This is a genomic window from Thermoproteus uzoniensis 768-20, assembly GCF_000193375.1.
In the GTDB taxonomy this organism is placed as follows: Archaea; Thermoproteota; Thermoprotei; order Thermoproteales; family Thermoproteaceae; genus Thermoproteus; species Thermoproteus uzoniensis_A.
On sequence record NC_015315.1, the window covers coordinates 1,176,986 to 1,195,811 of the forward strand.

At 60.0% G+C, this 18,826-nt stretch carries 24 protein-coding genes; 12 read left to right on the top strand and 12 right to left on the bottom strand.

The annotated features are described in order from the left end of the window. Positions 1–32: 32 nt before the first annotated feature. Entirely contained in the window at positions 33–917 is an 885-nt protein-coding gene (locus tag TUZN_RS06585) for an ATP-binding protein (RefSeq protein WP_013680178.1), read from the top strand. A 366-nt stretch (positions 918–1,283) separates the two neighbouring features. Further along, on the top strand, positions 1,284–2,528 hold the full coding sequence (locus TUZN_RS06590; RefSeq protein WP_013680179.1) for a DUF2201 family putative metallopeptidase: 1,245 nt from the start codon (positions 1,284–1,286) through the stop codon (positions 2,526–2,528). Here TUZN_RS06590 and TUZN_RS06595 read toward each other — a convergent pair. After that, on the bottom strand, positions 2,512–3,252 hold the full coding sequence (locus tag TUZN_RS06595; protein ID WP_013680180.1) for a phospholipase D-like domain-containing protein: 741 nt from the start codon (positions 3,250–3,252) through the stop codon (positions 2,512–2,514). The genes TUZN_RS06590 and TUZN_RS06595 overlap by 17 nt on opposite strands. 80 nt (positions 3,253–3,332) lie before the next feature. Here TUZN_RS06595 and TUZN_RS06600 point away from each other — a divergent pair, with 80 nt between their 5' ends. Together TUZN_RS06600 and TUZN_RS06605 are read left to right on the top strand one after the other, a co-directional pair. After that, positions 3,333–3,527, top strand: a complete 195-nt coding sequence (locus TUZN_RS06600) for a hypothetical protein (RefSeq protein WP_013680181.1) — start codon at positions 3,333–3,335, stop codon at positions 3,525–3,527. Between the two features lie 60 nt (positions 3,528–3,587). Beyond that, positions 3,588–4,301, top strand: coding sequence for a 30S ribosomal protein S4e (locus TUZN_RS06605; protein ID WP_052886143.1), 714 nt, complete (start codon positions 3,588–3,590; stop codon positions 4,299–4,301). Here TUZN_RS06605 and TUZN_RS06610 read toward each other — a convergent pair. After that, the gene (locus TUZN_RS06610) at positions 4,295–4,711 is read right to left on the bottom strand and encodes a hypothetical protein (RefSeq protein WP_052886144.1); all 417 of its coding nucleotides are present in this window, start codon (positions 4,709–4,711) and stop codon (positions 4,295–4,297) included. The genes TUZN_RS06605 and TUZN_RS06610 overlap by 7 nt on opposite strands. A gap of 46 nt (positions 4,712–4,757) precedes the next feature. Then, positions 4,758–5,909: a cystathionine gamma-synthase family protein gene (locus TUZN_RS06615; RefSeq protein WP_052886145.1), complete on the bottom strand. Its 1,152-nt coding sequence runs from the start codon at positions 5,907–5,909 to the stop codon at positions 4,758–4,760. Positions 5,910–5,946: 37 nt separating this feature from the next. On the opposite strand from TUZN_RS06615, the gene TUZN_RS06620 reads away from it, so the two are divergent. Continuing rightward, entirely contained in the window at positions 5,947–6,714 is a 768-nt protein-coding gene (locus tag TUZN_RS06620) for a PfkB family carbohydrate kinase (protein ID WP_013680185.1), read from the top strand. Here TUZN_RS06620 and TUZN_RS06625 read toward each other — a convergent pair. Further along, positions 6,711–7,568 carry a CBS domain-containing protein gene (locus TUZN_RS06625; protein WP_052886146.1) on the bottom strand — a complete coding sequence of 286 codons (858 nt, stop codon included), beginning with the start codon at positions 7,566–7,568 and terminating at the stop codon, positions 6,711–6,713. The genes TUZN_RS06620 and TUZN_RS06625 overlap by 4 nt on opposite strands. 173 nt (positions 7,569–7,741) lie before the next feature. Here TUZN_RS06625 and TUZN_RS06630 point away from each other — a divergent pair, with 173 nt between their 5' ends. From TUZN_RS06630 to TUZN_RS06640, 3 genes are read left to right on the top strand one after another with little or no spacing between them, the layout of a single operon-like run. After that, positions 7,742–8,659 (top strand): D-2-hydroxyacid dehydrogenase, encoded by a 918-nt coding sequence (locus TUZN_RS06630; protein ID WP_013680187.1) that lies wholly within the window; start codon positions 7,742–7,744, stop codon positions 8,657–8,659. Beyond that, positions 8,656–9,675, top strand: a complete 1,020-nt coding sequence (locus TUZN_RS06635) for a pyridoxal-phosphate-dependent aminotransferase family protein (RefSeq protein ID WP_013680188.1) — start codon at positions 8,656–8,658, stop codon at positions 9,673–9,675. Before TUZN_RS06630 ends, TUZN_RS06635 begins: the two co-directional genes overlap by 4 nt. Further along, the gene (locus TUZN_RS06640; RefSeq protein ID WP_013680189.1) at positions 9,659–10,447 is read left to right on the top strand and encodes an ARMT1-like domain-containing protein; all 789 of its coding nucleotides are present in this window, start codon (positions 9,659–9,661) and stop codon (positions 10,445–10,447) included. Before TUZN_RS06635 ends, TUZN_RS06640 begins: the two co-directional genes overlap by 17 nt. On the opposite strand, the gene TUZN_RS06645 is transcribed toward TUZN_RS06640, so the two are convergent. From TUZN_RS06645 to TUZN_RS11475, 8 genes are all read right to left on the bottom strand, one after another. Beyond that, complete coding sequence (locus TUZN_RS06645) at positions 10,433–10,846, bottom strand: hypothetical protein (RefSeq protein WP_013680190.1); 414 nt, start codon at positions 10,844–10,846, stop codon at positions 10,433–10,435. The two genes, TUZN_RS06640 and TUZN_RS06645, sit on opposite strands and share 15 nt — an antisense overlap. Positions 10,847–10,881: 35 nt before the next feature. Further along, positions 10,882–12,171: a CCA tRNA nucleotidyltransferase gene (gene cca / locus TUZN_RS06650; protein ID WP_013680191.1), complete on the bottom strand. Its 1,290-nt coding sequence runs from the start codon at positions 12,169–12,171 to the stop codon at positions 10,882–10,884. Then, positions 12,172–12,732: an RNA 2',3'-cyclic phosphodiesterase gene (gene thpR / locus TUZN_RS06655; protein ID WP_013680192.1), complete on the bottom strand. Its 561-nt coding sequence runs from the start codon at positions 12,730–12,732 to the stop codon at positions 12,172–12,174. It lies immediately after the preceding gene. Beyond that, positions 12,716–13,150, bottom strand: a complete 435-nt coding sequence (locus tag TUZN_RS06660; protein ID WP_052886314.1) for a helix-turn-helix transcriptional regulator — start codon at positions 13,148–13,150, stop codon at positions 12,716–12,718. The genes thpR and TUZN_RS06660 overlap by 17 nt, the downstream gene beginning before the upstream one ends. Positions 13,151–13,295: 145 nt before the next feature. Further along, entirely contained in the window at positions 13,296–15,035 is a 1,740-nt protein-coding gene (locus TUZN_RS06665; protein ID WP_148678615.1) for a hypothetical protein, read from the bottom strand. Positions 15,036–15,204: 169 nt separating this feature from the next. Beyond that, entirely contained in the window at positions 15,205–15,381 is a 177-nt protein-coding gene (locus TUZN_RS06670; RefSeq protein WP_013679529.1) for a chromatin protein Cren7, read from the bottom strand. A 207-nt stretch (positions 15,382–15,588) separates the two neighbouring features. After that, positions 15,589–16,491 carry a TFIIB-type zinc ribbon-containing protein gene (locus tag TUZN_RS06675; RefSeq protein ID WP_013680195.1) on the bottom strand — a complete coding sequence of 301 codons (903 nt, stop codon included), beginning with the start codon at positions 16,489–16,491 and terminating at the stop codon, positions 15,589–15,591. Continuing rightward, positions 16,488–16,643 carry an H/ACA ribonucleoprotein complex subunit GAR1/NAF1 gene (locus TUZN_RS11475; protein WP_013680196.1) on the bottom strand — a complete coding sequence of 52 codons (156 nt, stop codon included), beginning with the start codon at positions 16,641–16,643 and terminating at the stop codon, positions 16,488–16,490. The genes TUZN_RS06675 and TUZN_RS11475 overlap by 4 nt, the downstream gene beginning before the upstream one ends. A 243-nt stretch (positions 16,644–16,886) precedes the next feature. On the opposite strand from TUZN_RS11475, the gene TUZN_RS06685 reads away from it, so the two are divergent. From TUZN_RS06685 to TUZN_RS06700, 4 genes are all read left to right on the top strand, one after another. After that, positions 16,887–17,279, top strand: coding sequence for a 30S ribosomal protein S8e (locus TUZN_RS06685; protein WP_013680197.1), 393 nt, complete (start codon positions 16,887–16,889; stop codon positions 17,277–17,279). Then, the gene (locus TUZN_RS06690; protein ID WP_013680198.1) at positions 17,276–17,569 is read left to right on the top strand and encodes a signal recognition particle subunit SRP19/SEC65 family protein; all 294 of its coding nucleotides are present in this window, start codon (positions 17,276–17,278) and stop codon (positions 17,567–17,569) included. Before TUZN_RS06685 ends, TUZN_RS06690 begins: the two co-directional genes overlap by 4 nt. Further along, positions 17,569–18,318, top strand: coding sequence for an ATP/GTP-binding protein (locus TUZN_RS06695; protein WP_013680199.1), 750 nt, complete (start codon positions 17,569–17,571; stop codon positions 18,316–18,318). Before TUZN_RS06690 ends, TUZN_RS06695 begins: the two co-directional genes overlap by 1 nt. Before the next feature lie 132 nt (positions 18,319–18,450). Continuing rightward, positions 18,451–18,750, top strand: coding sequence for a 50S ribosomal protein L21e (locus TUZN_RS06700; RefSeq protein WP_013680200.1), 300 nt, complete (start codon positions 18,451–18,453; stop codon positions 18,748–18,750). Positions 18,751–18,826: the final 76 nt, after the last annotated feature.

The window sequence follows — 18,826 nt, forward strand, 5'->3', positions numbered from 1 at the left end:
GCAACGATTTATATAGAGAAAATGGTGCCTACGTGGTCAGGATCACGCAGATATTGAACCTCCCCCCGGAGACCCTAAACAGGACCCTCCTCCTAGGCGGGCCCGGAATAGGCAAGACGGAGATCACCGAGCAGTACGCCAGAGAGCTCGCCAAGAAGGAGGGCAGGACCTTCGTCGACTTAGATCTCCTCGACGAGAGGGCCGCCCACAAGTTGGCTGAGGACTGCGAGGGGTACTTCGTCTATCTGAGGGTGGCCGCGCCGCATATATTCCCCGAGGACGTCTCGATCCCCAAGCCCCTCGCCAGCGGCGACGTCATAGACTTCCTCACGCCGGTGCGGCTGAAGATATTGTCCAAGTGCAGAGGCCTCTTCTTCATCGACGAGATGACCAACGTGAAGAGGGCCGACCAGAGAGTCTTCTTCTACAGCCTGGTCCAGGAGGGCAAGGCGGGCTGGAGCTGGCGGCTCTCGCCCGACGTCATCGTGGTGCTGGCCGGCAACCCTCCCTCGATGAGCGTCGACGCCGAGCCTCTCCCGGCTCCTCTACTCAACAGGTTGACTGTCCTCAACGTAGAGCCGCCGACAGTCGACGAGTGGTGCGCCTACATGGACAGGAGATACGGCGACGCGTGGGAGAGAGCCGTCTGCGAGTTCCTCAAGGAGGGGCCCTCGTTCCTCTTCGAGCCGCCCAAGGAGCCGGAGGGGCTGGAGGCCTACCCCACCCCGAGGTCCTGGACGCGCTTGGCGGTCCAGCTACACATACTCGGCGGCATCAAGGCGGACGAGGACCTAGTCGCGGAGGTTGTCTACGGCAACGTGGGCCGCGCCACAGGCTCCAGATTCCTCAACTTCTACATGTCGAGGATCCCCAAGGAATTTTTTCGAAAAGCCTCTAGAGCTGTGGAGAAAGTTTGACCTGGAGCAGAAGCTCATAGCGGCGTCCCTATACGCCAAGGCCCTCGTCGATAGATACCTCTCGGGAGGCTCCATAGACCTGGCTCTGCTGGAGCATCTGGCCGAGGAGGAAAGGGAGTTCTACGCCTACATACTCACAACCGCCGTGAGGACCTTCAAGGAGAGGGTCGGCATGAGGCGCGAACTGCTCGAGGACTTCGCGAGCAAATTGCCCCTAAAGGTGAGAAAGGCGGCCGTAAATCTGTGGAGGTAGCCCGTGCGCAGGTCCGCAGAGCCCTAGGATCGCGCCGGACGCGGAGGCCGGCGCTCGGGGATCCGGCTGTAGCGGCTAGGCGCTTAATTTAAGTAGCGGAATCCTAGGTCTACGTGGAGTTGGGCCGCATAGGCGAGGAGTTCCAGAAGATCAAGGAGTACCTCATGTTGAGGGACCCCACCTACTACTTCCTCGTCATGTCCTTCCCCATAGCGTACTCGAAGGAGGTCCCCAAGAACGCGTATGCGATGTTCACCGGGAACATGATACTGGTGGGGGACCGCTTCTTCCAGCAATCGCTGACCGCCGAGAACAGAGCCGCGATACTCATGCACGAGGTCCTACACGCCTATCTAGGCCATCTGGAGAGGGCTAGAGACCTCATGAAGATGGGCAAGGCGGAGGAGGCCATGGCGTTCAACGTGGCGGCGGACGTAGTCATCAACGAGAAGCTCGAGGCCGGCGGGTTCGAAGTGCCTTGGGACATGCTCAGGGCCGGGCACGTCGGGGTGTCCAGGACCGCCGCCTTGAAGATGTCGGCCGAGGAGCTGGCGGCTAAGTTGTCGGGCCTCTCTAGGAGGCAACTCCTCAAGCTCTACAGGCAGTCTTCCAGGATAGCCGAGGGCGAGAGGCAGGTGTCCAACTACGTGACCATGAATCCGGGCTCCGAGGAGATAAGGCAGGCCCGCGATCCGGGCGAAGTCAGGAGGATCTTGGAGAGGAAGGCGCGGCGTATTAGATCCTACAGAGAGCCCGGCACGTCGCCTTTCGGCCACATCAGGCATATAGCCGACGTGGATAGGCCGTCGCTCGACTGGAGGAGGCTCTTGAGGGTCGAGCTGGAGGAGGCCGTGGAGAGCTTGAGGGATCTACGCAAGCGTTGGTCCAGGACGTCCCGCAAGTCCGAGTGGTACCCCTCCAAGGTGGGCATAGGGCCGAACGCGGTGGACATATACGTCCTGCTCGACACGTCCGCATCTATAGACGACGAGAAGCTGAGGAGGTTCGCCTCGGAAGTCTACGGTCTGTTGAGGGCTGGCGCCTCCAAGGTCTTCGTGATACCTTGGGACGCCAGGGCCTACGAGCCCGTGGAGCTGAGGCGGCCGTCCGACATAGAGAAGATCAAGAAGGGCTTGAGGGGCGGCGGAGGCACTATACCCGACGAGGCTATCAAATACGTCTTGACCAAGGCGCAACGCAGATCTGTCGTGGTAGTGCTCAGCGATTTCGAGCTGGCGGAGACGGCGGAGACCAGGAAGCTCTTCTCGGAGCTGGCGGCGAGGCACAAGCTCATATTGGTGTCGGCCGGAAGGGGATCCGTGGACTACCCCGGCACCTTCATCAAGATAGGCGACTGAGCTCCGCCGACAGTGTAGACCATAATTGCTCGAAGGCGCGCTCGGCCGCGGCCGCGTCCACCTCCACCAACAGCTCGACGTTCTCCTCGACCCCGCTGTCGGTCAAATTCGCCGAGGATGCCCAGGCCTTGTCGTCCACTATGTACAGCTTGGCGTGCACGAAGGCCGTCGCGGGGGGCACCACGAGGGTCTTCAGATTTCTCCGGATGGCCTCCCTAGAGGCGGCCAGCTCTCTGCTCAGCCTCTCGAACTCGGCCTCTGCGGCCAGTAGCTCGGCCTCCGCCTTCCGCGACGCCCTTAGCCTATAGACGGCGACGGCCGCCGCCACGGCCGCAAGCGTCGCCGCGACCAGATAGAGCAGTTGGGAGTACTGGGCGAGGCGTCCGGCTACTAGCACGGACGCCAGAGCCAACAGCGTCAGGAGGGCGGCGTCCCTCAACGCGGCGACGCGGCTAGAGTTGCGCCTCCTCCTCCAGTACGCTATCTTGGCCCCCGCCTCTCTCAACTTGTCGGAGCCGTAGAGATCGGCGGCGCGGGCCAGGTCCCTCCCGGCGTTGTCGGGCATATCCATAGTCACGACGCGCACATCGACTCCAGCGAGCGCCCTGTCGACCAACACTCTGACGTAGCTGGGCCCTATCCAGGGCGACGAGATCCAGATCCTCCTGCTGGCGGAGCCTATCGCTGAGGCCACAACTCTCCCGACGCCTCGGCCTATCTCCACAGTAAACGGAGAACCGCTAAAATTTAGGTTTCTGGGGTATTATTTAGAAACCATTAAATACTGCGTACATCCCGCATTCCATGTCGCTTAAGGGCGTGTTGGTCTACGTGCTCAGCGCGCTCTCGATCCTAATAGCGCTACTGATAGTGCTGAACGACGTGTCGCTCGCCGGCGAGATAGGCGAGAATATCTGGATACGCGATCTCGCTCTGGCGGCCGTGGGGTTCGCCGTCGGCGTAGCCGCGCCGATACTCTACCGGCGGTTCTCGAGCTGATCGGCGCATAGGCGCGAGCCCTTCCAAGGAAAGCTTATAAAGGGCTTGATGGGAGGGGCCATGCCGCATCTTCGACGCGCCGTCTCGCCGGCGTGGTGGCCGATACCGAGGAAGGTGGGCGGAGTGTGGGCCGTCAAGCCGGCTCCCGGTCCCCACAGCCTCCGCAGATCGATGCCTCTCGCCGTGTTGGTCAGAGACGTCCTCCGCTACGCCAAGACCTTAAGGGAAGCCCGCTACATAGTGGCGAGGGGCTACATAAAGGTCGACGGGAGGGTTAGGAGAGAGTATAAGTTCCCCGTAGGCGTCATGGACGTGGTCGAGGTTGTGCCCACGGGCGAGGTCTACAGGCTAGTGCCCGATCCGGTCAGCTACATAAAGCCGGTCCAGATACCCAGCGACGAGGCCGATCTGAAGCTTCTGAGGATCGAGGGCAAGAACTACGTGTCGGGCAACAGGATACAGCTCCACTTCCACGACGGGAGGAACTTAATTCTGCCGGCAGACGTCGGGCTTAGGTTCAAGACCTTCGACTCGGTCGTCTACTCCATATCGGGCAAGTCGGTGAGGCAACACATACCCTTCAAATTAGGCGTTCAGTCTATGGTGTTCGACGGAAGCAACGTGGGCTTCATGGGCACCGTTGTCGAGATTAACTGGACTCTGAAGAGAAGACTCTCGACTGTGGCTCTCAAAAGCGGCGAGGAGGTCAAAAGGACGATCCTCGACTACGTGATGCCTGTAGGGGAGTCGGCGCCGATCCTCAAGCTTCAGTAGGGCTCCCTGCCGGCCTGCTCCACCTTTCTACTGGCCAGCATCTGCTCTGTCTTCCAGAAGAGGTCGCCGAACTCCTCAAGAGTCGCCGAGAATTGGCCCAGACTGACGCCGATGGGCTCAAATACCCTCACCGTGTCGCCCTCGACGATCCAGCCCTCTGCGAAGCCTCCGAAGGACCAGTCGTAGCGGGCCAGCACGGTATACCTCTTCTCGCCCTCTGGCGTCTTGAGCAAGATATATACCGCCGCCGCGCCGTATTTCGTGAACAGCTCGGCCACCACGTCCCTATACCTCTCGCCCGCCCTCGGCGCCGGTATCCTCTGCATGTACTCCAGCTTCTCGTTCTGGAGATCTTTCCTGAGCTCGTTGAGGAGCTCGGTCACCGGCAAGCCAGTCCTTACCACCCGCATGGCCTAAGTTATTTAGCCGATTAAAACAATGACGTCTCGGCAAAAGCTATATGGAACTCAGGGCCTGGTCCAAGTCCTCTATTATGTCCTCGACGTCCTCCAGGCCGACCGACAGCCTTATGAGGTCCTCTGTGATCCCGAGCTCTTCCCTGTCCTCGGGAGGTATGGGCGAGGCCGCGCTTAGTACGGGGTAGGTCGCTATGGTCTCGGTGCCGCCGAGGCTCGGGCTCGGCGTTATCAGCTTGAACGAGGACAAGACCCTCTCCACCTCGGGCCTCCCGCCTTTTATCCTAAAGGAGAGGACCCCTCCGTAAAGCCCGCCGAATAGCTTCTTGGCGGTCTCGTGATCTCTATGAGTCGGCAGGCCCGGGTACAAGACCTCCTTGACCTTGCTATGCTCTGCGAGGAACTCCGCGACGGCCTTGGCGTTCTTGCTCTGTAGCTCAAAGCGCGGGAACAGCGTCTTGGCGCCGCGCATGCAGAGGAACGCCTCGAAGGGCTGCATGATGCCCCCCAGCATCGCCCTGTACGTCCACAAATCCTTGTCGACGTTCCGCGTCACCACGACGCCGCCGACCACGTCGTTGTGGCCGGCTATGTACTTCGTGGCCGAATGCACCACGTAGTCGGCGCCGAAGGACAGCGGATTTACCAGCACCGGCGTGGCGAACGTGTTGTCGACCACAACGACAGCGCCGAGATCTTTCGCCGCCTTCACCACCTCGGGCATGTCCAGCACCTTCAAGGTAGGGTTTGTCATGGTCTCGACGAAGACGACCTTCGGCCTAGCGGCCTTCACGGCCTCGACTACGGCCTCGGTGGCCGGATACGCCTTGAGCAACCTCACGCCGAACTTCTCCCCGAGCGTCGAGAAGAGCCTCAGAGTGGCCCCGTAGGCCTCCTTCGTGGTCAGTAAGAGGTCGTCCTTGTTAAGCAGATAAACAGAGAGGGTAGATATCGAGGCCATCCCGCTGTTGAACGCGAGGGCGTCGGCCCCCGCCTCGAGCGAGGCCATTATCCTCTCGAAAGCTCTGACGGTGGGGTTCTCCTCCCTCGCGTACTTCAAGTCGACCCCCCTATCGCTCTTCCTCGCCTCGCCTACCTGCTCGAACACAGCGGTGAGGTACACCGGAGGGAGCGGGGAGCCGAATTGGTCCCTCCACCCGTGTCCTCTAACTGCGGCAGTACGGCGGCGCATAGTAACGTTAATTAAAGTAAAAATATGCTTCGCCCCCGTGGACGCGTATATAGTGGGCAACCCAACCGTCGACTACGTGGTGACCAGCGAGGGCTCCACGCGCCGCATCGGGGGCCCTCCGTACTACATGGGCTTGGCCTTCGCCGCCCTCGGCTTGAGGCCCGTCGCGATAGGGGTCGTGGGGCCCGACGAGAGGGACTTCATAGAGGGCGAGCTGAGGAAGATAGGCGTAGAGCCCCGCCTCGTTCAAGGCGACGCCACCTCGATCTTCGAGCTGGACTACAGATCCCGGCCGCGGAGGAGCGTCGCCGTGAGGCGGCCCTCGGTCAAGATATCGGGAGTCGTCGAGGGGCCTCTGGTCGTCCTCAACCCCGTGTTCGACGAAATAGGCGCGGTGGAGATTTACGCCGACGTCTCGGCCGTGGATCTGCAGGGCTTTATCAGATCTGGGCGCGATGCCCCAGCCGCCGATATACTGCACTTCTCAGACGACGACGTGGCGTTGGACCCGCGGCAACTGGCCGAGTACAACTCTAAGTGGAGAATTGTTGTGTATACTCTGGGCGACGGCGGCGCGTATATGTCGGTTGACGGCCGCCTCTACTACGCCCCGAGCGCCGGCCTCGACGTGGAGGACACGACGGGGAGCGGCGACGTGTTCCTCGCGGCGTTCTCCGCGCATTTTCTTAGGACGGGCGACGCGGAGGAGGCGCTGTGCGAGGCGTCCATGTACACGGCCGGCTACCTCCGCCGCAAGAGAATGGAGAGGTACGAATACGGTTGCGAGGTCGTGCGGCGCGGCTAAGCGATAGACTCGAGAGACGCTATTCTGCTCAATATGTCCGTCCTCGTCACGATCCCCACCAGCTTGCCTTCGTCGTCCACCACCAGCAGACGGCCTATGTTGTTGGCCAGCATGGCGCCTATTACGTCGTATATGTCGTCGGATGCGTTGATGACGGGCGGGTTCAAGATCATCACGTCGCCGACCTTTATATTCCCGGCACACCGGGCGAGCGCCTCGACCACCCTGGACGACATCAGGAGGCCCACAGGCCTCCCCTGCTCGTCGACGACCGGTATCCCCCTGTATCTCCTCTTGGACAGAACATCGATGTACTTGTCTAGAGGGTCGTCGGGCCTCGCGGTCACGGGCTTCCTGGTCATTATCTCGCTGACGGGCACATGCGGTATCGAGACCACCGAGTCGACCTCCATTAAGGACTCGAGATCGGCCTTGATCAATTTGCCCATGATCACTATCCCGCTCGGCAGAGGCCCGACCCTCACCTCCTTCTGTACGTAGGGGGACAAATCTCCGAGCACCCTCATGGAGGCCAGAGGCCTCTCGGTGAGCAGGCCGATTAGGGATATATCGAGGGCGTAGCCTATCGCCGTGTTGTTGTGGTATATGGGGACGGACAGCGTCTGCTTGCTTATTATGTCGTAGGCCTTCGACGTGGGCACGTAGCCGCCGTGGGGCCCCGCCTTGCTGATGACGAGGCCCATCGACTTGAGCACCGACATTATATTCCTTATATAGCCCTCGTGGACCTTCAACGCCTCGGCTATTTCCTTGGACTTAACAGGTATATTTTCCCTGGAGTATATATCGACCAAAGTCTTAAGCACATTGTATATAGAGTCCGACATGCCCATCGATAGGGAGTAGAACAAGGTTAAAATGTTTTAACCCTCAGAAGTCGGTCTCGTCGTCATCGTCGGAAGACCGTATTTTCATCACACGACACGAGAAAAGTTACTTTCCAAATTTAAGGAAACACGCATGGAGGACCGGCGAATGTTTATATACTGTACGTCCGTGAGGCCCAATGCGGGTCCTCGTGGCCGACCAGACCAGTGACAAGCTCCTGGAGAGGCTCCGAGGAGGCGGACTCGAGGTGGACTACCGGCCGGGCATCCCCCGAGAGGAGCTCTTGAAAGTTGTCGAGGGGTACGAGATCCTCGTTGTGAGGAGCAGGACGAAGGTGGACAAGGAGGTTATCGATAGGGGGGCCCGGCTCAAGATAGTCGCTCGTTACGGCGTCGGGCTGGACAACATAGCGGTGGACTACGCCATAAAGCGTGGGATAGCCGTGATAAACGCACCGAATGCCCCCACGAGGAGCGCGGCGGAGCTGACCCTAGGCCTCATGATAGCCCTCGCCAGGCGCATACCGATTCTCGACAGGGAAGTAAAGGCGGGCGGCTGGCCCAAGGGGAAGTACGTGGGGAGGGAGCTCTACGGCAAGAAGCTCGGCGTGGTGGGCTTCGGGAGGATAGGGAGGACCGTCGCCCAATACGCCCGGGCGCTCGGAATGGAGGTCGTCGCCAGCGACGTGATAGACGTCTCGGCCGAGGCGGCCAAGATAGGGGCTAGGCAAGTCCCGCTAGAGAGGCTCCTCGCCGAGAGCGACGTGGTGAGCCTGCACGTCCCGCTCACCCCGAGCACCTACAGGCTGATGGACGACGACAGGCTCTCCCTCTTGAAGGACGGCGCCATGTTGATAAACACCAGCAGGGGCGAGGTCGTAGACATAGACGCGTTGGCCAAACACATAGACAGGCTCTGGGGCGTCGCGTTGGACGTATTGCCGGAGGAGCCTCCGAGGAGCGAGAAGTTGCTCAAGCTCCTATCGCACGAGAAGGTCATAGTGACTCCCCACGTCGGCTCGGAGACGTACGAGGCGTACGATAGGCTGGCCGAGGAGCTGGCCCTAAACATCCTCGAGGCGGTCAAGAGGATATGAAGTACTTGACTCCAGGCCCCATACAGCTGCCCGACTTCGTGCTGAAGGCGGCCTACAGACAGCCGGCCTTCCACAGATCTGAGGAGTTCAGACAGACGCTCAAGTCGGTGTTGGAGAAGATGTCTAGGGTGTACGGCGGGATCCCCGTGATAATGCCGGGGACGGGCACTCTGGCGGTGGACACCATGGTCTACAACTACGTGAACCCCGGCGAGAGGGTGCTCGCCGTGATCTTCGGGGAGTTCGGCAGAAGGCTCGCCGCCTCTTTGAGAAGTAGAGGTGCGGAGGTCGTCGAGTGGGAGGTGGAGGCCCCGCCGGCCCCCGACGAGCTCGACGACAAGCTGAGGAGGATCGGCCCAGTAACCGCCGTGGCCTTAGTCCACAACGAGACCAGTATGGGCATAGCGTATAAGGGCCTCGCAAAAGTCGCCGACGTGGCGAAGTCCCACGGCGCGCTTCTCTTAGTGGACAGCGTGTCGGGCATGCCGGCGGAGCCGTTGCCGCCTGGGATAGACGTCGTGGCGACGGCGTCCCACAAGGCCTTCATGGCCCCGCCGGGAGCCGCCATACTGTACCTCAACGCAGAGCCTAGGGCCAAGTCCGGCGTGCCGCCTGCGATGGACTTGAGAGGCTATCTGAAAGTCCCGTCGACGCTGGACACCCCCTACACGCCGCCGATATCGGTGATATACAGCCTCGAGGCCTCGCTGGAGTACATACTGGGCCTCGGGCTGGAGAGATACGCCGAGATCCATAAGGAGCGCATGGACTTGTTGTACGGCAACGTTAAGCTGGGCGCCGTGCCGAGGCCCCAGCACCGCAGCAACACGGTTGCCGCGTTCTACTGCGACGACGTCAAGTCGGCCCTCAAGGCCTTGAGGGAGGCTGGCTACGTGGCCAGCGCCGGGATGGGGCATCTCAAGGACAGAGTAGTGCGCATAGGCGTTATGGGCGACGTGACTAGGGACGACATAATTAAGGTCGCCGAGGTCCTCAACAATGTGGCTCGAAGATGAGTGCAAGCTCTGCCTGGTCCACTCCCGCACGTCCGACGTAGTCAAACTCGGCGGCGCTCCGCTCCTCCCCAAGCTTTTGGTCTATCTGTCGCAGGCGCTGGAGAAGGGGAGCAGGAGCGAGGCGTTCGCCGAGAGCTTCAAGGCGGTCGCCTCCATGCTCGAGTCGCCGGATCCATACGGCGAGTACAAGAAGAGGCTGGCTGAGATCGGGCGGGAGGTCGCCGCAGTTGTCGAGAGGAAGCTCGAGGAAGCCGGCTGGGACTTAAGGCTGGCGTTGCGCGTAGCGGCGGCGGCCAACATAATAGACTCAAACGTCTTGGGGTATAGGCCGAGGAAGCTGGAGTTGGCCATATGGGATGAGCCGGCTATAGAGGAGCGCGTCCGGTTACCAGAGAGGCTGTACTACGTCATAGACAACGAGGGCGAGGCGCAGATAGACTACGTCGTCATGGAGGCCTTGAGGAGGAACGGGATCACGCCGGTTCCGGTCGCCCGCTCCGAGCCCTACGAGATAGACGTGGTGGCGGACTCCTCAAAGGGCTTTCTGGCCACTCCGGGCAACATATCGCCGATTAGGTGGCTCGGCGACGGCTTCATCTTGGCTAAGGGCATAGCGAACGCCGAGGCCTATCTGGAGTGGGGCGCGGGCAAGCCGGCTCTGCTCCTCTTCAGAGCCAAATGCGACGTGCTGGCCCGGAGGCTGGGGGTCGAGAAGAACGCCTCAATAATTATAACGGGCGAGTCGTTGAGGAGGCTCCTAGGTCAGAATTAGCTTCACCGGTATCCCCTGTTTGTACTGCACCGCTATAGGCGCCGATTCGAGGCCCCCCTCGGTGATCACCGTGTTGGCGACCTCCCTCACCTTCTTCAAGACCGAGAGCAGGTCGAGCATGTGGGCGTAGGACTGGCTGTATATGTCGTACTTGACGAGGGGGCTGGGATCGATATATATGCCGAGCCCAGTCACCTCTATGGTTGTCTGCCCGCCCTCCCCCGGCTTGAACTTCTTCAACAAGGCTTGAAGCCGCGAGTACTTCTCGGCAGCCGCCTTAAGCTGCTCGACCTCGGCTCCCAACGCCTTGACCGACTCCTCGAGCTCGCTTATTTCTCTATCCAGCTCGGCGATGAAGTCGGCGGCCTTCTTGTAGAACTTGAGGGTATACACGTCCATGGGTATCGAGAACTCTGAAAATATAAGTTCAACTGTCAGCTAATCCAGGGGTTCTTCGAGGAGAGCGGCGGGTACGTCCCCTTCTTGATCTCCTGGGGCCTCAGACCCAGCTCCTTGAGGGCCTTGTCGAGACATTCGCCTATCTCTCTAATCTTCCTCCTCCTTATCACGTATATCCTCGACTCCGCGACGAAGGGGCCCACGACGTCGGAGCCGGCGTACTTCTCCACGAACTTGTCCGCGGCATCGCTGAAGACCGGGGGCCCCTCGTGTAGCTCGTACTCGGGGAGAGCCGTCGACTCGACCAAGAAGGCGATGTCGACGAAGGTCCTCTCATCGCTGTCCACGCCGAACCTCAATACCTTGAACCCGCACTCGTCCAGCTTATTGGCGAGGGCCCTAGCATACCTCTTGAACATCCCCCACACCACGTCGGGCGGCTTCTGGGGATAAGGGAACCGGAGGACCACGGCGGGCACGGGGAGCGCCCTCCCGGCGGCCTGCGGCAGGAAATAGGAGATGGAGGGCCTTTGGAGGAACCTCTTGGCGGCTAGGACGAAGGTGGCCATCGAGGTCATGGAGACCGCCGCCGCGACGTTTCTGTTTGGATCCACCGGGTCGACTACCACGAGAGGGCTTCTGAACTTACGGGCCGCCTTCCTCGGATCTTGGTAATGCCCTTCGGGATCCACCACGGTCCTGTACGGCCTCCATCTGGCCGCCGCCTCCAGCACGGAGAGGAAGGAGCCGTAGTGGGCTACTAACAGCTCGGTTAGATAGCCCGAGAAGCCCTCTACCTTGACCTCGGCGCCGTATACGCCTACGGTCTTCATGAACCTCTTCAAGAGGCGGACGTCTAGCTTGAGCTTGTCGTTAAGCCTCGACGAGAGGTACCTGTGGTGGAGCGGCGATCTGTCGGCCGCCGTGAGGATCGGCTCGCCGGGCTTCATCTCGAAGCAGGGGACCACGTCGACCTCGACGCCCTCGCTGTGGGCGACCAGATAGGGATGCTCGGCGTAGCGCACCTCAACGGGCACGCCGTCCCTCTCCATCTCGGCTCTAAGCCTCTCCACCAGCTCCTCGAGGAAGTCCCTGGGATAGCTCCTGGGCAAGACCACGAAGACGTCCACGTCTATTCCGTCGGGTAGCCAAGTGCCTCTGGCAGAGGAGCCGACCAGCTCCACCGATCCCTCGACGCCCAGCCTGGAGAGGAGCCCGCCTACATATTCCTTGAACTTCTCCGATATGCGGCGCACCCTATCCTCCAGCTCGCGCGGCGGCGTTACGAGCCCCGCGGCCTCTCTCAGAACCTCCTCGACGGCCATCTAGGCGAGCCTCTTCACATAGAGGTCGCTGTATATGGGGCCGCGCGGCGTCAGGGTAGACCTCTTGAGCTTGACCTCGGCCACCTCAACCTCCCCGAAATAGTCCGAGCGGTGGGCCTCGATAAAGGCGGCCAGCCTATCGCGGTTTTTGGGACCCTTCACCCTCGCAACCGTGAGGTGCGGGGTGAACTCCTCGTCCTCCTCGGCGAACTCCCGCGTGAGCGCCCTCACGTCTTGCGCCAGCCTGACCAGCTCCTCCCTCCCTCTGCCTACGTCTATCCAGACCACTCTAGGGCTCGAGGGGTTCGGAAACGCGCCCACGCCCCTCAACTCGATGGCGAAGCGCCTGTGTGAGAGGCCCTCCAGCCTCCTGGCTATCTCGTCCAAGTTCCGCCTCGGCTGCTCTCCGAGGAATATGAGGGTTAGGTGTAGGTTGTGGGGCTCCACCGGCTTCAGATCGGCGCCGGTCTCCATAAGCCCTCTCTGCAACGCCAGCACTGCGTCGACCACTGCCTTCGCCGCCACGTCTATCGCGATGAAGGACCTAATCCTTTCGCTCATTTTCCTCCAGGGACATGGACCATCTCGTGAGGAGCTCGCAGTGGAGGGGGTCCACGAAGCTGAAGCCGCATCTCTCTATATAGGGGCAGAAAGTGCAGGGGATCGAGAGAAGCGCCCTCAGCTCGTCGCCGAGCTTGCTCACGTCGAATCTGGCCATCTCCTCGGCCTTCTCTCTGAGCTCCGACAACATCTTGTAGGCCTTCTCGGTAAGCCTGACTATGTAGACCCCCCTCCTCTCGCCGCCCACCCTCTCTTTTTTTATCAACCCGCGCTTCTCCAACCTGCCGAGTATCGGCAACCCCGTCTTGCTGTCTATGCCTATATACTTCCACAGGTTTCTCTGTTGGTAGCTACCCCCAAGCCTCTCGAGGCCTTGAAGTATCTGTATCTCTATCTCGGTCAAGGTCTCCTCCTCCATTTGCTGGGTCTCCTCCCCCACGACGCTCCTCACGAGGGGTTTAATTAATATGCCTCGCGGCGCGACGCGCCCAGGCGCTAGGGCGCGTGACTGAGAAATCCGTCGAGCGTCGAATCGACGAAAACCGTCGGTGGAGTTGAAAAGGTTAGGTTATGCCTTTAAGCACGACGACGTTCAAGGAGCTGAGGTCTGTATCCACGTAGTTGCACGAGACGCCCACCACATTCGCGTAGCCTTGCGACTGCAACAAGCCCGTCGACCCCACCGCTCCGTCGTAAGACGATCCGTAGTAGTAGAGGACCGTCAAGCCGCTGGCGCCCCACACTGTGTTGGTGGGCGGCCATGTGTTTCCCACGCAACTCGTGCCCCAGACGCTCTGGCACGTAAGATCGTTGCTGATGGAGTAATAGAGCGGCCACTCGCCGACGTCGTAGGGGCTATCGCCCATCTGGAAACTCAGGGCGAAGTCTGTGTTGTTGCCGAAGAACGAGGAAGAGGTATCGTTGGTCTCGAAGGCGATCGAGGGGTAGAAGATCGACGATGCGCTGTATGGGAAGGATACAGAGAAAGGCACCGGACTGGCGTTCACGGCCACAACCGGGTTAGCAAATCCCTGGACGCCTGGGCCTAACGATATCCCTATATAGTATCCTCCAGCGACCGGGTTCTCGTAGATAGTAGCGATGGTGTAGTTATTTCCGTTCACAGCCGCCGTTAGCGTTATCTGGTAGTTGCCGTTGCCGCTACTCAGTTGTGATATGCACAAGGTGACGCCCGACGCGAGCCAATCAACCGGGCTTGTGAGGGGCGTGCCGGCTACGCTGAGGGGCTCGCTACTCCCGGAAGGCCATACATTCTCCACTAGTGCGGGAGGCCACAGCTGGGCGACGACTTGCGGCATAAGGAACCTTACGATCCGCCCGTTGTTTTCGAAGTCTTGGAATATCGTCAGCGGCACGCCGGCATAGTCGCTGATGGGTATTACCAGATCGCTACCGTTTAGAGGGAATATATAGCCGCAGACCGCGTTGCTTGAGTTAATCTTGGCAAATGTAGACAAAGCCCACGTGGGATCTTTAGTGGAGTTGCCGGTGCGGCTCGTGGTGATATTCAGCGTAGACCATAGTTGCGGCGGGACAATGAGTTCGGGCGGCGTTATTTTTATAGGCCAATGAGGAACTATTACTCTCACTTTTATCAGTGTAAAGTTCGCTGTATTTACCTCGTGCGGCCACGGCGGTTGTGGCCTATGTAACATCTGTTTAAGCAGATTCTCCGCGACTCCCATCAAGGCCGCTAACGTGTTATTCCCCTTGACGATAGTTATTTCGTAGTTGGGCTTCACAGACGCCGGCGGTATTGTTACCCAGAAGCCGCCCGCCTCTACCTGGATAACCTCCGTCCTAGCCTCCACGGCTATATTCGTGCCGTTAGGCATCACGAGGGTTAGGCGGTCTATGTGCCAGGCCAACCTGACGTGACTACGGTTGAGAGCCGAGGCGTTCAACGCAGAGCCCTCCGGCAAGCCCAGGCGTTCGTAGAGAAGGCGAGCGTAGGGGCCGACGACTGTGAACTCTGGAGGCAACGTAGCAACCGCCAACACGTCGGCGTTGGGCTTGCCGCGCCCTATCCGCGGTCCGTTGCCCGAAGCGCCGGGCCCGGCCAACGCCGCGCCGATATTTATGCCGTTACGGCCCGTCGCCGGTTGCGCCCCGCCGGCCGAAATCCCGCCGATCCCCGCGACGAGGCCGCTCTTGTAGGCTACCACCAGCGCGACGGCTAGGACTACTACCGTGATCACAAGGATGGACATTGTAGCCCTTGGGACGTTAACCTTTCTTCTATAACCAGCGCTTGATCGGACGGCCGAGGTGATCTTAGGCACGCTGGCTCAAGCCAGTAACGATATAAACCTTGTGTACTCGGAGTATATACCCTAGATCTTAGTAGAGGAGGAGTCGCGGGGTTTCTCGGTGTGGTGTTCTGTCCGCGTAGCTATGCGGTGGCTCTATAACGGCGTCTTGGCTAGGCTAAGGGGATTCGCCGCGTCTGGCCTATGGAGGTAGTCTGGCCACGACTTTCCTCACTTTCTTCCCGTCGGGGGTCTTGAAAAGCGCAATCACGACGCCCGGCTTCCCCGGAGGCTGGAGCACCCAGATCTTCTCCGGCTTGAGGCGGTACTTCTCGCCGCCCACCTCCACCACGAACTCCCTATCCAGCAAATCCGACACAGCAAAATACGAAAAACGACTTAAAAACCCACCGCGCGATGGCCGCAGAGCGTTATGAGCGGCGGTAAACCTCGCCCCTCAGGTCAAGGTAGGGCTTTAACGCGGCATTAGTTTAGTTGTGGCGGTTGTGAGATCTGTAGCGGCGCCGCCCCTGCTGGACGGCAACCAGACACTGGACTTTCTTGAGAGAGGGATACAAGAGGTGTTCTAGACGTAGAGCTCTATATAGAGGAGATCCGCGAGTTCGTTCAGAAGATCCCTTATGGGCGTCTCTGTCGACTCCGCCGCCCTAGCCACGTCCTTTTGGGTCACCTCGATGCCTGATATGAAGCAGGCGAAGTAAACGGCCACGGCGGCCAGCACTTGCGGCTTCCTGCCGTTTCTGATCCTCGGCGAGCGTATTATATAGCTCAGCAGATGCGCGGCGATCCTCTGCACCTGGGCCCCGAGCTCTCCGTCTAGGCCCAACGCAGAGACTATCCTCGGTATGTATACCCTCGGGTCGACCTTCGGCATCTTCTCGCCGGCTTGCGCCATGTAGCGCAGGAACTCCATGTAGGCCGACATGAACGCGCCTCTGTCCAGCCCGGCCTTCTCCACCAAGGAGCGGTAGGTCACGGCGCCCACTCCGTGGCGCTTCACGGCGAAGTAGAGGGCCGCGGCGTAGCCCTCGCGCCTCGGCGATCTGAAGCCCATCTCGTACGCCTTCTTGTAAAGCGCCACCGCCTCGTCTATAATGGCTCTGGGGATTCCCAAGAGCTCGCGGAGGGAGTCGTAGAACTCCCTCATGTCGATCTCCAGCCTCTCCGATGCCGACGTGATGGGCTTCGCCGCGCGTTTAAGCCTCAACGCCCTCAGCTTGTCGGATATCTTGACGACGCCCCGCTCCACGTCGCCGAGCTCGGTCCCCGAGGCGCCCACGAAGGCCCTGGACGATTCCGGCCGCCGCCACTCAGGCCCCAGATCCACTATGCCCTCCCTAATGACGGTGCCGCATTCGGTACACACTATTACGCCCTGCTCGTAGTCCACGCGCACCTTATTCACGGCGCCGCAGTTGGGGCAGACGAGGTCCTGTTCGGCGAGCCAGGCCAAGATGCGCCGGGTCATGTCCCTCCGCGCCTCCTCTTCTTCTTCAAGTCGGCCTCATCTATATAGATCGCTTGGCCTATCACGGAGTTGTCTATAGCCGCGGGCTTGATCAAGCCGTAGGGCTCCTCGACGTTGCCTATAACGTCGTAGAGAACGCCAACTTTCTTCATGGTATACGTGTAGGTCGTAATGTACAATGGGGGAACTTGCGAAAGTTTTACAACAAGATTTTTTAGATTAGTATAGTGAAGAGCATAACCAATACGCCTAAGCATATAGGGCCCGGATCACTTATTATTAAAGGTTGGCCCCCTTACTCGGTATTCCGCGTGTCTTATCGGCCGCGTCCGGCCGGCGAGGGCCAAGGCAGTGCCATGGCGTTAAAGCATTTATACCCAAGAACGCGACGTGCCGTGAAGTCGGCCGCCTTCTACCAAGGCAACGACTTGAGGAAGCCCACAGGCGGGGTCAAGGGCAGAGTGGCTAAGGTCAAACGCAAGGCGCTCTGCGGAGGCCCGCCGCGGGTCCCCCGCCTCGGCCCTCAGCTCGTCGAGGTGGAAAGGGTCACAGGCGGCAACGTCAAGGTGAGGCTGAGGTCTGCCCAATACGCCAACGTCTACAACCCCAAGGAGAAGAAGGCCGTCAAGGCCAAGATAATCTCCGTGATATCGACGCCTTCCAACCCTGACTTCGCCAAGAGGGGGCAGATAGTCAGAGGCGCCGTGATCCAAACCGAGGTCGGGAGAGCCGTAGTCACATCTAGGCCCGGCCAAGACGGCGTAGTCAACGCGGTGCTTGTTGAATGAAGAAGAAAGAGGGGAGGGTACTCTGGCTGGTATACATAGACGCCACAGTTCCTAGATCCCTCGGCAGGATCCTCCCTAAACGTTTAGCGGTCCCCAAGCCCTCCATGGATGAGGTCGCGAAGGCTCTGGAGAGGCTGGGCATAAAATACGAAGTGCACGGCGACAAGAAGTACCCAGCGCTGTGGTACGACGAGAGGGGGCGGGGCTATTTCGTTGTGTATGCAGATGACGTAAGGGACGTGGCCAGAAGGGTCGCGGAAGAGATATCTAGGTCTAGATCTCGGGGGTAATGCTGGTCGTCTTCTTCATAGGGACTGCCGGCAGCGGGAAGTCGACCTTGGTCTCGGCCCTCTACAACTGGATGGACGAACAAGGATACGACGTGGCCGTGGTCAACCTGGACCCGGCGGCCGAATATCTGCCGTACGTCCCCGACGTAGATATAAGGGAGAGGATAAACGCGCGTAAGATAATGAGGCAGTTCAAGCTGGGGCCCAACGCCTCCATAATAGCGTCTGTAGACATGGCCGTGGCGGAGGCCGACAGGATAAAGGAGGAGATAGGCGCCGTCGGCGCCCCCATCGTGCTCGTCGACACGCCGGGCCAGATGGAGCTCTTCGCATTTAGGGAGAGCGGATCCTATCTAGTCAAGCGTCTGTCAGACACGCACAACGTTGTGGTCTACGTGGGCGACGCCACCTATATGCAGAGCCCTGAGGGCTTCGCCACGACGGCCCTCCTCGCCCTCTCCAGCAGGATCAGGTTTAAACTGCCCCAGGTAGTCGCCGTGAACAAAATAGATCTGCTCACGGAGGATCAGCTGGACAGGATATCTATGTGGGCCAGCGACTCGGAGGCCCTCGCAGACCTTCTCGAGTCGGCGCCGCTCGGCCGGGAGCTGTTGAGGGCCTCTCTGGGCTTGGGAGGCATAGGCGACTTGGTCTTCGTCTCGGCGCTGAACGGCACAGGCCTCGACAAGCTCTATTACGCCATACAGCTCCACTACACCGGAGGGGAAGACCAACAGATGCCTCCATAGCGTAAAAGCCTCCAGGGGCCGCCTCTCGTTGATCGGGATCGGAGACCTCGAACAGTCGTGCCTAACTGTCTATGCTTGAGGGCCCGCGGCCGGCGCCTACAATGTTTTTAAATTATGCCGAGTTGTCGGGGCATGCCGAAGAGGACCCACGGCTATAGGTACAAGAGCAGGAAGCTGTTGACGAAGAAGCCGAGGGAGAAGGGGCTGGGCGGCTTGTCCCGGCTAATGTACGAGTACAAGGAGGGCGATAAGGTCGTCATAGATATAGACCCCACCTTTATAAAGTCGGCCCCTCACAGGAGGTATCAAGGCAGAGTGGGCGTGGTGGTCGGGAGGCAGGGAGACGCCTACGTAGTGCTTGTTGAGGTGGGGTCAAAGACCAAGAAGCTCGTAGTCACTCCGGAACACCTAGTCCCTCTAAGAAGCGCGTAGCGGCTCTATTGGGGCGCGTCCGCCGGTCCAACGGCCGCCGTATCCTATGGAGACTTTAAAACCCCTTCGTAGTGCG